A 14,507-nucleotide genomic window follows, 5' to 3' on the forward strand; every position below is an offset into this window, starting at 1 on the left:
ACTCCCATGTATATTGTACTACTCTTTAATTGCGAATAAAAATAAAGGGCTCAACATTTGATGTGAGCCCTTCAATTTTTACTACTTTCTTAATTTGAATCAGTAATTACTGACCACCACCTAACTCATGAACATATACAGCCAACGCTCTAATTTGTTCTTTTGTTAAACGGTCTTTCCAAGTAGGCATTACGCGATCTGTTGCAGGTGTTACACCGTTGATAACTTGTGTACGAATCATCGCAACTTTTTCATCATCAGTTTTTGCATCAAATACAGGTACTAATTCCCAGATTTGATCTGTTAAGTTCGCACCACCCATTGTGATCACGCCTTTACCATCTGCACCATGACATGTATAACAAGTACCTTTACCTTCAAAGATAGCTTGACCACGTTCAGATCCTTCATCAGCTGTATAGTTGCCAGACAAAGTCAAAGCATACTTAGATACATCTGTAATTTCATCATCAGTCAAGCCAGTTAAAGATGCTGGTGTCATGTTACCTGTACGACCCATAGTGATAGTCTTTTCGATTTCTGAATAGTGACCACCCCATAACCAAGCATCGTCAGTTAAGTTAGGATACAAGCCAAATTTACCTTCACCACCAGCACCATGACATGTTGCACAGTTATCCGCGAACATTACCGCACCAGTACTTAAAGCAAACTCTTTCAAGCCTTCATTTTCAGTTGCTTGGATATCTTCTAACTTCGTCAAAGCACCCAATTTACCGTAGAAATCATCACGGTTTTTAGCTTCTGTAGAAGACTGTAATTGCTCTGCTAGCAAAGTACGAGTATTCCAGTTCAACTCTTTAACTTCGCCACCTTCTTTAACTTGAACAGTTTTAATACCTTTTGTCCAGTTATTTGGTAGAGGCCAAGTTGGGTAAAGTACCCAATAGATCAAGCTGAAAATTACTGTGCCGTAGAAAGATAATAACCACCATCTTGGTAGAGGGTTATTAAACTCCTTTACACCATCCCACTCGTGCCCGGTGGTTTCTACTTCTTGTTTTTTATCAATATTTTCACTCATAAAAAGTCCCCAAAATTAACTGTAATAATCAAATTAACGATTATTACTGATATTACTCTGATCGCTACGAGCCTGATTTAAACCGCTGAGATCCTCTTCATCCATGAGCGGAATACTGCGATATGCATCGTAACGAGCCTTACGGTCTTTATTAGTGAAGACATAAAATATGATGCCTACAAATACTATGAAGAAGATAACTACAGCTGCAATCTTGCTATTACCGTGATCTGTAAACCAATAGAGAAAATCTAACATTTTATGCCCTCAACTTATTTTTATTAACGGAATTTACTGTACTCGATACCATCATCGTCTTTAAACTGATACATAGTACCTAACACTTGTAAATATGCGACCAAGGCAGCCATTTCTGAGATACCTTCTCTTCCTGGATCATAGTTGCCATCTTTAGCTTGTTTTTCCAAGTTTTCGATAGCTGTATCAATCACTAGAAGATCAGCAACGTTTGCACCAAAACGCTCTACGTTAGCTTTGTACTCTTCTTCGTTTGAAGAGTATGGAACACCCGTAATACGCAATGCTTTCATGTGTGACTTAACATCTTTATAGTAAAGATCATTTTTACTTAAGTATGGATAGCCAGGCATGATTGACTTAGGCTCAACACTTCTTGGATCTTTCAAGTGTTCAGACTGCCAACGATTGCTATATTTACCACCAACACGTGCTAAATCTGGACCAGTACGCTTAGAACCCCATTGGAATGGGTGATCGAACTGAGATTCAGCTGCTAATGAGTAGTAACCATAACGTAAGTACTCATCTTGCATTGGACGGATTTGCTGTGAGTGACACGCGTAGCAACCTTCTCTGATATAGATGTTACGGCCTAATTGCTCTAAAGGAGTATAAGGACGAATTGCATCTACTTCACGTTTAGTACGTACACGCTTACCATTTGCATCACGCGTTGTTTCAGTGATTTCTTTTTTAACAACTTCAATTGTGTCGTTAATGAAAAACAATGGAACGATTTCAATCAAGCCACCAATACTGATTATGACTAATGTTAAAACCAACATCAATCCAGAGTTTTTTTCAATTTGTTCATGTCTAATCATAATTTAGTTTCTCCCCGTATTAAGCATGAGCAACAACAGCAGGAATTACTGCATGTTTGTCCGCTTGTGCTTTTGTACCTTGCTTCATAGTCATGATGAAGTTATAAATCATGATTAAGCCGCCTAATAAGAACATGCTACCGCCCAATGCACGTAAGATATAAGGTGTGTGCATGAATTGAACTGTTTCAATGAACTTATAAGTTAAAGTACCGTAGTTAGGATCGAAACCACGCAACATCATACCTTGACCGATACCCGCAACCCATAATGCTGCAACATACAATACGATACCAATAGTTGCTAACCAGAAGTGAGCAAATACTAATTTTTCGCTGTATAACTTAGCACCGAAGATACGTGGAATCATGTGGTATAAAGAACCAAATGTAATCATCGCAACCCAACCTAAAGCACCTGAGTGAACGTGACCTACTGTCCAGTCTGTGTAGTGAGATAATGCGTTTACTGATTTCAAGCTCATCAATGGACCTTCGAACGTACTCATACCGTAGAAAGACAACGCAACTACGAAGAAACGAACGATTGGGTTAGTACGTACTTGATCCCAAGCACCAGACAATGTCATGATACCGTTGATCATGCCACCCCATGATGGTAACAATAAGATGATTGAGAATGTTGCTGCTAATGAAGAAGTCCAGTCTGGTAATGAAGTCCAGTGTAAATGGTGAGCACCAGCCCACATGTACAAGAACGATAATGCCCAGAAGTGGATAATTGATAAGCGATAAGAATAAACAGGACGGTTAACTTCTTTAGGAACGAAGTAGTACATCATACCCAAGAACGCAACTGTCAAGAAGAAACCTACAGCATTGTGACCATACCACCATTGAACCATTGCACTCTGAACACCAGAGAATACGTTATATGATTTAATTGTCCAACCATCAATTACAGGAATTGTGATGTTGTTGAAGATATGTAAAAGTGCTGTTGCTAAGATAAATGCTAAGTAGAACCAGTTTGCTACATAGATATGTTCTTGCTTACGACGTAATAACGTGTTGAAAAATACCCAGAAATAACAAACCCAAACGATTGCTACTGCATAGTCTAATGGCCATTCAAATTCAGCATATTCTTGACCTTGTGTGAAACCTAAAGGATAGCTCAACATGATGCCAAAAACGCCAATTGTCCAGCCCCAGAATACAAATTCAGCAACTTTACCGTATGCTAAACGAACCTGACATGTACGTTGTACAACGTAGAATGATGTCGCCATCAATGCAGATCCACCCATACCAAAAATTACTAAGTTTGTGTGAACTGGTCTAATACGACCGAAACTTAACCAAGCTTGATCAAAGTTTAACGCAGGCCAAGCGAGCTCTAAAGCTGCCCAAACACCAGCGGTCATACCGATCGCACCCCATACTAAAGTCATGATTGCGAATTTACGAATCACGCTGTAGTTGTACTGGGTATCCCTAATATCTACGGTTTCTCCCATACTTCCCCCGAAATAAAATTAAAAGGCTATGTAATAAAACTATATAGTTACAACATATAGCAATGTGCTTTATTTTACGCGAAGCTACTATAATTACATTGACAAAAATCAATACACACACTGCTATAGACGAGGCTATTCTACCCGAAATTAATTCTTTTAGGTAGTCAAATGAACCCCAGAGATCATTTGATAAACATGTACTGCATAACGATCCGTCATTCCTGAGATAAAATCTGTTATTTTTAGTATTCTTATATAAGGATCATCATCTAGCTTTCTGTTTTTACCTAAAAACTGATCTGGTAAAAAACTGATCAACATACGAGATTTTGATGTTGAACCTAGATAATACTCTTGATTGATTGCACCGACAAATGCTTTCAACAATCCCTCGATGATTTCATGCCCAGCAATGCCAACTTCTAAAACAGGTTTGGATACATAAATGTGATCATATGCGTATGATTTGATTTCAGTCAAAGCAGTTGCTGATGGAATCAAACCTAATAAGTCAGTTGTGCACNTCCTGAGATAAAATCTGTTATTTTTAGTATTCTTATATAAGGATCATCATCTAGCTTTCTGTTTTTACCTAAAAACTGATCTGGTAAAAAACTGATCAACATACGAGATTTTGATGTTGAACCTAGATAATACTCTTGATTGATTGCACCGACAAATGCTTTCAACAATCCCTCGATGATTTCATGCCCAGCAATGCCAACTTCTAAAACAGGTTTGGATACATAAATGTGATCATATGCGTATGATTTGATTTCAGTCAAAGCAGTTGCTGATGGAATCAAACCTAATAAGTCAGTTGTGCACTGCCCTTTTAAGATTTCATCTTCATGCTCTATGAATGCAGCAACCACTTCATCAATTAAGAGCCCCATTGCGAACGCTCTTAAGTATTCAATTTTATCTTTGTCTCTTGATATGCGTTTAACTTTATTAGGAAATCCACCATAAGGTTTAATGATAGATTCATAAAACTCAATCACTCGCTCACTGGAAACCAGCGATAAACGATACGCATCTTCAATATCTACTAATGAGTAGCATAAGTCATCCGCTGCTTCTAATAAATAAACTAAAGGATGTCTTGCCCAAGCAACAGTTTCATTATTCTCTTTTAATAATGGAAATAAACCTAATGTTTCTACAACATGGCGAAAAGAGTCTTTCTCAGCTTGAAAATAGTTAAATTTCTTCAAAGCAATATTATCTAATTTCTTTCGCTCTAAACTGCCACAAGGGTATTTAATGAAACTTGCTAAAGTTGATAATGATAATTGCATACCGCCATCATTATTGACGTTTTGTAATTTTGTGAGTAATCGAAAAGCTTGCGCATTCCCTTCAAAGCTTAACAAATCTTGCTTTTGCGCAGGATTCATTTCTTCTAGCGCTTTTTGCCCAACTGGGCTATCTGCAAAAAATTGACCAATTCCATCTTCGCCAGCATGGCCAAAAGGTGGGTTGCCAATATCGTGCGCCAAAGCTGCTGCTGATAATACAGTACCAATATCAGAAGCCCTGAAGTCACCAATACTGAAATTATTCGATAAATGTTGTCCAACCAACATCCCAATACTTCTAGCAACACTGCTCACTTCTAAACTGTGCGTTAAGCGAGTACGAACATAATCTGTCTGTGCTAATGGAAAAACTTGCGTTTTATCTTGTAAACGACGAAACGCCGCAGAAAAGATTAATCGATCATAATCTTTTTGGAATGTTGAACGATACCATTGTTGCGTATCATTTGAATTGGCAACGCCTAATCTTTCTCTTGTGAGTAAATGCTGCCAATTCATTTTCATCATTCTTGTTCACTCTCTTGCTTTGTGGATAATGCTGATAGTGGCCAGCGTGCTTTCAATTTCACATCGTAATTCAAACTACCTTGATTACGAACTAAACGTTCATGCCCAACATAAGCAACCATCGCACCATTGTCTGTACAGAATAATGGGCGCGGATAAAATACACGAATGCCCATTGGTTCCATGATGCGTGCCAATTCTTGTCTTAATAATTTATTAGCTGCAACACCGCCTGCGATTACAATGGATTTCACTTGATATTCATTCACTGCACGCTTAGCTTTAGCAACCAATGTATCAATCACAGCACGTTGGAAGCTGGCTGCAATATTAGGATAATCTGCTTCTGTGGAATCTTTGATTGTCATTGCAACTTTAGTTTTCAAACCACTGAAGCTGAATTTTAAATCGCCGCTATGGATCATTGGACGAGGAAAATCATATGCTTTTTCATCACCAACTTCTGCCATTTTAGCGAGCTTTGCACCACCTGGATAAGGCAAGCCCATCAACTTTGCAGTTTTATCGAACGCTTCGCCCACTGCATCATCCAATGTATCACCCAAAATTTCGTATTCACCAAACTCTTTCACTAATACTAATTGTGAATGCCCACCTGATACTAATAATGTCATGAATGGATACTCAGGCACTTCATCTTCCAAATGCACGGCTTGTAAATGCGCTTCCATGTGATTCACGCCAAGCAAAGGTTTTTTCAATGCATAACTTAAACCTTCTGCATACAATGCGCCCACCATCAAAGCACCAATTAAACCTGGGCCTTCTGTAAAAGCAATCCCATCAATATCGCTATATTCTTTGCCTGCTTCTTCTAAAGCTGCATCCACCAATAATGGCAATTTACGAATGTGATCACGCGAAGCCAATTCAGGCACAACGCCACCATATAAAGCATGCAACTCAATTTGTGAATAAATTTGATGAGCAACTAATTTTTGCTCGCTATCATACAATGCAACCCCTGTTTCATCACAAGAGCTTTCAATTCCAAGTACTAACACTTTTACCTTCTATTTTGATTAAGTTAGCGAAAAACAGTGACTGAAATCCAAGTCACAACCGTTAATACCATTGCTAACATTACAATTGCCGAACCAATATCTTTAGCTTGTCCTGATAAAGGATGCTTTTCTAAACCTATTCGATCGACAACAGCTTCGATGCCCGAGTTTACAAGCTCTGCCATCAGCACCAACCAATAACTCCCAAACAACAAAGCAAATTCTAAACCTGTTTTGGATAACCAAATTGCCAATACTAAAATGATTGGCAATAAAAACACTTCCTGACGAAAAGCTTCTTCATGCTTGAAAGCTGCTTTTAAACCTTTAATTGAATATTGAGTGGCATTCGCCAATCTTTTCAATCCTGTTGCGCCAGGTTTGTTCATCATGGCATCGGAACCTCAATGGATTCATTTTCAAAGACACCTGCACCATAATCATCCATCATGACCCAACCAATAAATACAGCAATCACAACAATATAGAGCCATCCAAACGATTTCTTTTGCTTTTCTTCACGACGACGCATCTGATCTTTTATCCTATGACTTGAAAGATTAAGTTAAGCATTGTAGCTTATTATTTAGTTTTCATTAAGTGCACGAAAGTGTATTATCACAACATTTTCAGAGAAACCCCATAAAAGCTTACATCTAAATTCTAACTAATTATTGAAGCTTTGACCTTTTAATATTGAATTACTATTGAAGGAATTTTAACATTCATGAGTAAAACTCTCGTTATCGTAGAATCCCCGGCTAAAGCTAAAACGATTAATAAGTACCTAGGTAAAGATTATAAAGTCCTTGCCTCCTTTGGCCATATTCGTGATTTAATTCCTAAGTCAGGTGCCGTCGACCCTGATCAAAACTTTGCTATGCATTATGAAGTAGTGGAAAGAAATCAAAAGCACATCAACGAGATTGTTAAAGAGATCAAAGATGCTGATACTTTATTATTGGCAACGGATCCGGATCGCGAAGGTGAAGCAATTTCTTGGCATATTAAAGAGTATTTGGAAGAAAAAGGTAAGCTTAAGAATAAAGAAGTTGCCCGTGTTGTTTTCCATGAAATTACTAAAAATGCGATCAAAGAAGCGATTGAGCACCCACGTGATATTTCAATGGACATGGTGAATGCACAGCAAGCTCGCCGTGCTTTAGACTATTTAGTAGGCTTTAACTTATCACCATTATTATGGAAGAAAATTAGCCCAGGTTTATCCGCTGGCCGTGTGCAAACGCCTGCACTTCGCATGATTTGTGAGCGTGAAGATGAAATCGAAGCATTTAAAGCAGAAGAATATTGGACCATTGAATCACAACTCAAACACAGTGAATCACAATTCAAAGGTCGCTTAACTGAATTTGATGGTGCAAAAGTTGAACAGTTTTCATTTGTGAATGAAATGACTGCATTTGCTGCAAAAAATGCATTAATCCAAACGTTTGGCAAGCAAATTCCTGTTTATAATATTGACCGCAAACAGCGTAAACGTAACCCAACTGCGCCCTTCACAACTTCCACAATGCAACAGGAAGCTGCACGTAAACTAGGTTTTTCGACAACTCGCACAATGCGCACGGCACAAACATTGTATGAAGGGATCAATACGGGCACAGAAACTGTCGGTTTGATTACGTATATGCGTACGGATTCTGTGACATTGGCAAAAGAAGCTGTGGATGAAATTGCCGCTTTTGTGAAAGGTCGTTATGGTGATGATTATCTACCAGAAGAACCTCGCGTTTATAAAACTAAATCTAAAAACGCACAAGAGGCGCATGAAGCAATTCGCCCAACTTCAGCCTTTCGCCATCCTGATGAATTGAAAAACTATTTATCTTCTGACCAATTCCGCTTATATGAATTGATTTGGAAACGCACCATTGCATCACAAATGGCTTCAGCCATTATGGATACAATTGCCGTAGATTTAGGTCAAAAATCATTACACACATTCAGAGCAAATGGTTCAACCATTCTCTTCCCTGGTTTCATCATTGTTTACACAGAAAGTTTTGATGATAAAAAAGATGATGCGGATGATGAAAAAATCCTGCCAAATATGGAAGTGGGTGATTTAATCAACATTGAAGATATCATCGCAACTCAACACTTTACTGAGCCACCACCACGATTCTCTGAAGCTTCATTGGTTAAAGCATTAGAAGAACATGGTATTGGTCGCCCTTCTACTTATGCTTCTATCATTTCAACATTGCAAAACCGTGAATATGTCACTGTTGATGCACGCAGATTTTTCCCAACTGATGTTGGACGAATTGTATCGCGTTTCTTGACTGAACATTTCACGCGCTACGTAGAATACGATTTCACAGCAAAAATGGAAGATGATTTGGATGAAGTAGCTGAAGGTAAATTAGCTTGGATTCCACTGATGGATGAATTCTGGTCACCTTTCCAACAACTATGCAAAGAAAAAGAAGAATCAGTTTCTCGTGCCGATGTTGCACAAGCGCGTGAACTAGGGATTGATCCACAATCTGGCAAGCCAGTTTCTGTGCGCATCGGCCGCTTTGGACCTTTTGCACAAATTGGTGATAAAGATGATGAAGATAAGCCAAAGTTTGCTTCTCTTCGTAAAGATCAACGCATCAATACGATTACATTGGACGAAGCTTTAGAACTGTTCACTTTACCTCGTGATTTAGGTCGCACAGAAGAAGATGAATTGATTCGTGCGAACATTGGTCGCTTCGGGCCGTACATTCAATATGGTAAGAAATTCGTTTCATTGAAAGAAGATGATCCTTATACTGTTGAATTGCCGCGCGTTTTAGAAATCATTGAAGCGCATAAAGCCGCTGAAGCTGCAAAATTCATCAAAGCATTTGAAGCTGAAGGCATTCAAGTATTGAATGGTCGTTGGGGTCCTTATGTCACAGATGGCGAGAAAAATGCGCGAATTCCGAAAGATCGCGAAGATCCTGAAAACTTAACATTGGAAGAGTGCCAAGAGTTGCTAGCAAAAGCACCTGCTAAAAAAGGTGGCAAGAAAACCACAAAAAAAGCTGCAACGAAGAAAACTACGACCAAAAAAACAACGAAAAAAGATGCGGATGCTTCTGAGGCAAAACCAAAGAAAGCGACAGCTAAAAAAGCACCTGCAAAGAAAACTGCACCGAAGAAAACCGCAACCAAGAAAGTAGCGAGTGAATAAAATATGAGTGATTTAAAAAACACGAACATTTTAGTGGTGGATGATGAGGAGGATATTACCGACCTCATCAAAGACATTTTGGAAGATGAAGGCTTTACAGTGCGCACAGCATCGAATGGTACTTCTGCGCAAAAAGCCATTCAAGATAGCAAGCCTGACTTAGTTCTCCTCGATATATGGATGCCAGATATCGATGGCATTTCCTTGATGAATGAATGGAAAAAGACTTACCAAAGTTTGCCATTTTCAGTGGTGATGATGAGTGGACATGGCACATTAGAACATGCCATTGAAGCAACAAAACTGGGTGCTTTTGACTTCTTAGAAAAGCCATTAACATTGGCGAAATTGGTTGCCGTTGTCAAGCGCGCACTCAAAGAACAGATCATTCAACCAACGTTAAAACCACAAGCTTTAACACCACAATTCACGATTGAACCTGTGGGCAAAAGCCCATTAATGTCATCACTTCGCACGAAAGCAAAGCAGATTGCAGAATCAGGCAATCGCACAGTTTTACTGAAAGGTGAACTCGGCTCAGGCAAACATCTATTTGCCCATTACATTCATTCGCTCTCTGATCGCGATCAAAACCCAATCATTGCTGTGAATTTAGGGCAATTGAATGAAGAGAACATCGAAGAAACATTGCTAGGTAAAGAAGATGGCTCTTTAATCACACAAGGCATTTTAGAGCAAGCTAATGGTGGCAGTGTTATCTTAGAAAATATTGCACAGCTCAGCTTAGAAGCTCAAAACAAGCTCGCAAATATCATCAATGATAATGATTATTTCCGTGTGAATGGCAAGAATCTATTACCCCAAGATGTGCGCTTTATTGCGATTTCACGTGATGACTTATCTGTCCTAGTGGATGAAAAAGAGTTCAGTGAAGCTCTTTACTACAAATTAAATATCTTGCCTTTAGATATTCCATCGCTTTCTTCACATCCCGAAGATGTGCCTGATTTAATTGCATTCTACATTCACCATTTTGTGGAAGAAGAACATTTACAATATCGCCATTTCCCAATTGCAGTGCAAAACCGCCTACGCAATCATACTTGGCATGGTAATGTGCAAGAGCTGAAATCTATTGTTCAACAACTTCTCATTTTGGGTAAAAGCGAAGAAGTCACATTGAATGAAGTCAATGAATTACTGACAAAGAAAAATCAAACTCGTGCTATTTCAGAAGATTTATTGCCATTAGATTTACCGTTGCGTGAAGCCCGTGAACAATTTGAAAAAGCGTATTTACTAGCACAATTCAGAGCATGTGAAGGTAATATTGCTAAATTGGCCGATAAAGTTGGTATGGAACGTACAAACTTATATCGCAAATTGAAATCGTTAGACATTGATCCTAAAAAAATCTCATGAGCATTCAAAATAATTTAAACCAAATCTTAGATCGCATTGCCAAAGCAGCACAATCTTTGGGTAGAAAACCTGAAGATATTCTATTGCTATTGGCAACAAAAACTCAGCCAATTGAACGTATTCAAGAGGCAATTGATCTAGGCTTTGGTTTAATTGGTGAAAATCGTGCACAAGAAGTGACGGATAAATTTCCTCATATTCAACGCTCAGATAAAGCCGTTATGCCTTATCAACAGCACTTTATTGGTCATTTACAAACCAATAAAGTTCGCGCTATTTTCCCTTATGTGCAATGTATTCAATCTATGGATCGCGCATCTTTGGCTGAAAAATTACATGCTGAATGCGAAAAACACAATGAAACACGTGAAATATTTGTTCAAGTGAATGTCTCTAAAGAAGAAAGCAAACAAGGCTTAGCAACAGATCAGTTTTTCCCTTTCCTAGAAACTTTACAAGAGCTTCCAATGCTTAAAATCCGTGGGCTAATGACAATTGGCTTAAACGCCGATGATGAAAAATCCGTCCGCGAAGGTTATGCACATTTAAGAGCCTTAAATGAACAAGCCATCACACAAGGTTTAATGCCAAATACAGCCACAGAATTATCCATGGGCATGAGCCACGATTTAGAATGGGCAATTGCTGAAGGTGCAACCATGATTCGCGTCGGTAGCGCAATATTTGGAGAAAGAAAATAAAATGAATAAACGAAATATAATAACCAGCACGATCTTAATAATTGCCTTGTGCATTGTAGGATACCTATACTACGACCGACAAAATCAGCCAGATACTTTATTCCGCAAAGGGCTATCACTTCACTCAAAAGATAGCAAAAAAGCAATAAAATATTATGAAAAAGCAGCGAAAAAAAATCATTATCGCGCTCAAAATAACCTAGCTATTCTCTATATTGAGAGCCAAAACCCACAAAATTTATCTAAAGCTCGATACTGGCTTGAAAAAATGCTTCAAACACAAAATAATGATGTACAAGTTTTATTTCATCTAGGTAATTTATTATCAGAAGAACTTTATGCAGAATATAATCCCGAAGATGCTTTTTACTACTATAAAGAAGCTGCAGATTTAGGGCACCCTGCCGCACAGCATAATGTTGCAGTTAATTTCATAGAAGGTTTTGGTGTTGAAGAAAACCTAAATAACGCAATTATTTATTATAAAAAAGCATCAGAACAAGGATACGCAGGGTCTAGTTTTAATTTAGGATTAATGTACGCTAAAGGCAAAATTGTTCCTCAAAATCTTAATGAAGCCCAAACTTACCTAAATAAAGCGTGTACTCAAGGTGAACAAAAAGGTTGTGAAGTCCTTCACATCATAAGAAATAATCAATAAATAAATTTTGTATTTTTACTTGAAATCCTAAAACCCTGCCCCATCTTAATAAACATTGGAAATTTACAGTTTATTTAAAGCATTTTTAGGAGCAACTGAATATGAGTAAAATTATTGGTATTGACTTGGGAACCACTAACTCTTGTGTGGCTGTAATGGATGGCGAAAAAGTTCGCGTAATCGAGAATGCAGAGGGTGATCGTACAACACCTTCCATCATCGCTTACACAGAAAGCGGTGAAATTTTAGTAGGCCAACCTGCTAAGCGCCAATCTGTCACAAACCCCAAAAACACATTATTTGCAATCAAGCGTTTAATCGGCCGTAAGTTTGAAGACGCTGAAGTTAAAAAAGATATCGATTTAGTACCATACTCAATCATCAAAGCTGACAATGGCGATGCTTGGGTGAGCGTATTGGGCGATAAAAAATTAGCGCCGCCAGAAGTTTCCGCACGTGTTTTAATGAAAATGAAACAAACTGCTGAAGATTTCTTGGGTGAAAAAGTAACTGAAGCTGTTATCACGGTTCCTGCTTACTTCAATGACTCACAACGTCAAGCAACAATCGATGCTGGCCGTATTGCTGGTTTAGAAGTTAAACGTATCATCAACGAACCAACAGCTGCTGCATTAGCATACGGTATGGATAAAGGCGCTAAGAAAGACGCTAAAATCGCTGTATACGATTTAGGTGGTGGTACATTCGACTTATCTATCATTGAAATCGCAGATGTTGATGGTGAAAAACAATTCGAAGTATTGTCTACAAATGGTGATACATTCTTGGGTGGTGAAGACTTCGATGCTGCAGTAATTGATTACTTAGTTAAAGAGTTCCAAAAAGAACAAGGTATTGATTTACGTAACGATCCTTTAGCATTGCAACGTTTGAAAGAAGCTGGTGAGAAAGCAAAAATTGAGTTGTCTTCAGCACAACAAACTGAAATCAACTTACCTTACATCACTGCTGACAGCACTGGTCCAAAACACTTGAATATCAAGTTAACGCGTGCAAAATTAGAATCTTTAGTAGAAGATTTGATCGAGCGCACTTTGGCACCATGTAAAATTGCATTGAAAGATGCTGGTTTGACAGTTTCACAAATCGACGAAGTTATCTTAGTTGGTGGTCAAACTCGTATGCCTAAGGTTCAAGAAAAAGTTAAAGAATTCTTTGGTAAAGATCCTCGTAAAGACGTTAACCCTGACGAAGCAGTAGCATCTGGTGCTGCAGTTCAAGGTGGTGTTTTAGGCGGTCACGTTAAAGACGTATTATTGTTAGACGTTACTCCATTATCATTGGGTATCGAAACAATGGGTGGCGTAATGACTAAGTTGATCGACAAGAACACAACGATCCCAACGAAAGCAAGCCAAACATTCTCAACTGCAACAGACAACCAACCTGCTGTAACAATTCACGTATTGCAAGGTGAGCGTCCTCAAGCTTCTCAAAATAAAACTTTGGGTCAGTTTGAATTATCAGACATTCCACCAGCACCACGTGGTACACCACAAATCGAAGTAACTTTTGACATTGATGCAAACGGCGTAATCAACGTATCAGCAAAAGATAAGGCAACTAATAAAGAACAATCTATCGTGATCAAGTCTGACTCAGGTTTATCTCAGGAAGACATCGACAAAATGATCAAAGATGCAGAAATGAATGCTGAAGAAGATAAAAAATTCCAAGAATTAGTTGCTGCACGTAACTCTGCTGAACAAATGATTCACATGTCAGAAAAATCTTTGAAAGATTTGGGTGAACAAGTTGATGCTAACGAAAGAGCTGCAATTGAATCAGCAATTTCTGAACTTCAAGAAGCTGTCAAAGGCGATAACCTTGAAACAATTCAGAAGAAAACTGAAGCATTGACAGAAGCTGCAGGTAAAGTAGCTGAAAAAGCATATGCAGCACAGCAACAAGCAGGTGAAGCAGATGCAGCACAAGGCCAAAACCCTGACAACAAGCAAGATGATGTTGTGGATGCAGAGTTCGAAGAAGTTAAAGATGACAAGAAATAATTTGTCTCAATAAACTACCTTAATGAAGCAATATCCCACTTTGGGATATTGCTTTCTTCAAGTCAGAAACTCATAACT

General features: G+C 38.5%; 14 protein-coding genes. 5 read left to right on the top strand and 9 right to left on the bottom strand.

Going from position 1 to position 14,507, the window contains the following annotated elements; all coding sequences use genetic code 11:
* Positions 1–106 precede the first annotated feature (106 nt).
* From ccoP to BZK16_RS14445, 9 genes are all read right to left on the bottom strand, one after another.
* Entirely contained in the window at positions 107–1,045 is a 939-nt protein-coding gene (ccoP, locus tag BZK16_RS01815) for a cytochrome-c oxidase, cbb3-type subunit III (protein ID WP_077927189.1), read from the bottom strand.
* Positions 1,046–1,078: 33 nt separating this feature from the next.
* Positions 1,079–1,303, bottom strand: a complete 225-nt coding sequence (locus BZK16_RS01820) for a cbb3-type cytochrome oxidase subunit 3 (RefSeq protein WP_077927190.1) — start codon at positions 1,301–1,303, stop codon at positions 1,079–1,081.
* 23 nt (positions 1,304–1,326) lie between these two features.
* Positions 1,327–2,127 carry a cytochrome-c oxidase, cbb3-type subunit II gene (gene ccoO / locus BZK16_RS01825; RefSeq protein ID WP_096777488.1) on the bottom strand — a complete coding sequence of 267 codons (801 nt, stop codon included), beginning with the start codon at positions 2,125–2,127 and terminating at the stop codon, positions 1,327–1,329.
* A gap of 22 nt (positions 2,128–2,149) precedes the next feature.
* Positions 2,150–3,610: a cytochrome-c oxidase, cbb3-type subunit I gene (ccoN, locus tag BZK16_RS01830; RefSeq protein WP_077927192.1), complete on the bottom strand. Its 1,461-nt coding sequence runs from the start codon at positions 3,608–3,610 to the stop codon at positions 2,150–2,152.
* 159 nt (positions 3,611–3,769) lie between these two features.
* On the bottom strand, positions 3,770–4,093 hold the full coding sequence (locus BZK16_RS01835; protein WP_233145148.1) for a hypothetical protein: 324 nt from the start codon (positions 4,091–4,093) through the stop codon (positions 3,770–3,772).
* Between the two features lie 23 nt (positions 4,094–4,116).
* Positions 4,117–5,442 (bottom strand): deoxyguanosinetriphosphate triphosphohydrolase, encoded by a 1,326-nt coding sequence (locus tag BZK16_RS01840; protein ID WP_077927194.1) that lies wholly within the window; start codon positions 5,440–5,442, stop codon positions 4,117–4,119.
* Complete coding sequence (tsaD, locus tag BZK16_RS01845) at positions 5,439–6,467, bottom strand: tRNA (adenosine(37)-N6)-threonylcarbamoyltransferase complex transferase subunit TsaD (protein WP_077927195.1); 1,029 nt, start codon at positions 6,465–6,467, stop codon at positions 5,439–5,441. Before tsaD ends, BZK16_RS01840 begins: the two co-directional genes overlap by 4 nt.
* A 23-nt stretch (positions 6,468–6,490) precedes the next feature.
* Entirely contained in the window at positions 6,491–6,859 is a 369-nt protein-coding gene (locus tag BZK16_RS01850; RefSeq protein ID WP_077927196.1) for a diacylglycerol kinase, read from the bottom strand.
* Positions 6,856–6,999 (bottom strand): hypothetical protein, encoded by a 144-nt coding sequence (locus BZK16_RS14445; protein ID WP_198932422.1) that lies wholly within the window; start codon positions 6,997–6,999, stop codon positions 6,856–6,858. The genes BZK16_RS01850 and BZK16_RS14445 overlap by 4 nt, the downstream gene beginning before the upstream one ends.
* A gap of 195 nt (positions 7,000–7,194) precedes the next feature.
* Here BZK16_RS14445 and BZK16_RS01855 point away from each other — a divergent pair, with 195 nt between their 5' ends.
* From BZK16_RS01855 to dnaK, 5 genes are all read left to right on the top strand, one after another.
* Positions 7,195–9,654, top strand: a complete 2,460-nt coding sequence (locus BZK16_RS01855) for a DNA topoisomerase I (protein WP_077927197.1) — start codon at positions 7,195–7,197, stop codon at positions 9,652–9,654.
* Between the two features lie 3 nt (positions 9,655–9,657).
* Positions 9,658–11,037, top strand: a complete 1,380-nt coding sequence (locus BZK16_RS01860) for a sigma-54-dependent transcriptional regulator (protein ID WP_077927198.1) — start codon at positions 9,658–9,660, stop codon at positions 11,035–11,037.
* Positions 11,034–11,738, top strand: a complete 705-nt coding sequence (locus BZK16_RS01865) for a YggS family pyridoxal phosphate-dependent enzyme (RefSeq protein WP_077927199.1) — start codon at positions 11,034–11,036, stop codon at positions 11,736–11,738. The genes BZK16_RS01860 and BZK16_RS01865 overlap by 4 nt, the downstream gene beginning before the upstream one ends.
* A gap of 1 nt (position 11,739) precedes the next feature.
* Complete coding sequence (locus tag BZK16_RS01870; RefSeq protein ID WP_077927200.1) at positions 11,740–12,399, top strand: tetratricopeptide repeat protein; 660 nt, start codon at positions 11,740–11,742, stop codon at positions 12,397–12,399.
* A gap of 101 nt (positions 12,400–12,500) precedes the next feature.
* Positions 12,501–14,429: a molecular chaperone DnaK gene (gene dnaK / locus BZK16_RS01875; RefSeq protein WP_077927201.1), complete on the top strand. Its 1,929-nt coding sequence runs from the start codon at positions 12,501–12,503 to the stop codon at positions 14,427–14,429.
* Positions 14,430–14,507: the final 78 nt, after the last annotated feature.

It is taken from the genome of Wohlfahrtiimonas populi (assembly GCF_002006795.1).
GTDB classification, from domain to species: domain Bacteria; phylum Pseudomonadota; class Gammaproteobacteria; order Cardiobacteriales; family Wohlfahrtiimonadaceae; genus Wohlfahrtiimonas; species Wohlfahrtiimonas populi.

What these genes read in the sequence shown, in the direction of transcription:
- ccoP (WP_077927189.1), bottom strand. Translation starts at nt 1,045, where the DNA reads ATGAGTGAAAATATTGATAAAAAACAAGAAGTAGAAACCACCGGGCAC.
- BZK16_RS01820 (WP_077927190.1), bottom strand. Translation starts at nt 1,303, where the DNA reads ATGTTAGATTTTCTCTATTGGTTTACAGATCACGGTAATAGCAAGATT.
- ccoN (WP_077927192.1), bottom strand. Translation starts at nt 3,610, where the DNA reads ATGGGAGAAACCGTAGATATTAGGGATACCCAGTACAACTACAGCGTG.
- BZK16_RS01850 (WP_077927196.1), bottom strand. Translation starts at nt 6,859, where the DNA reads ATGATGAACAAACCTGGCGCAACAGGATTGAAAAGATTGGCGAATGCC.
- BZK16_RS14445 (WP_198932422.1), bottom strand. Translation starts at nt 6,999, where the DNA reads ATGCGTCGTCGTGAAGAAAAGCAAAAGAAATCGTTTGGATGGCTCTAT.
- BZK16_RS01855 (WP_077927197.1), top strand. Translation starts at nt 7,195, where the DNA reads ATGAGTAAAACTCTCGTTATCGTAGAATCCCCGGCTAAAGCTAAAACG.
- BZK16_RS01860 (WP_077927198.1), top strand. Translation starts at nt 9,658, where the DNA reads ATGAGTGATTTAAAAAACACGAACATTTTAGTGGTGGATGATGAGGAG.
- BZK16_RS01865 (WP_077927199.1), top strand. Translation starts at nt 11,034, where the DNA reads ATGAGCATTCAAAATAATTTAAACCAAATCTTAGATCGCATTGCCAAA.
- BZK16_RS01870 (WP_077927200.1), top strand. Translation starts at nt 11,740, where the DNA reads ATGAATAAACGAAATATAATAACCAGCACGATCTTAATAATTGCCTTG.
- dnaK (WP_077927201.1), top strand. Translation starts at nt 12,501, where the DNA reads ATGAGTAAAATTATTGGTATTGACTTGGGAACCACTAACTCTTGTGTG.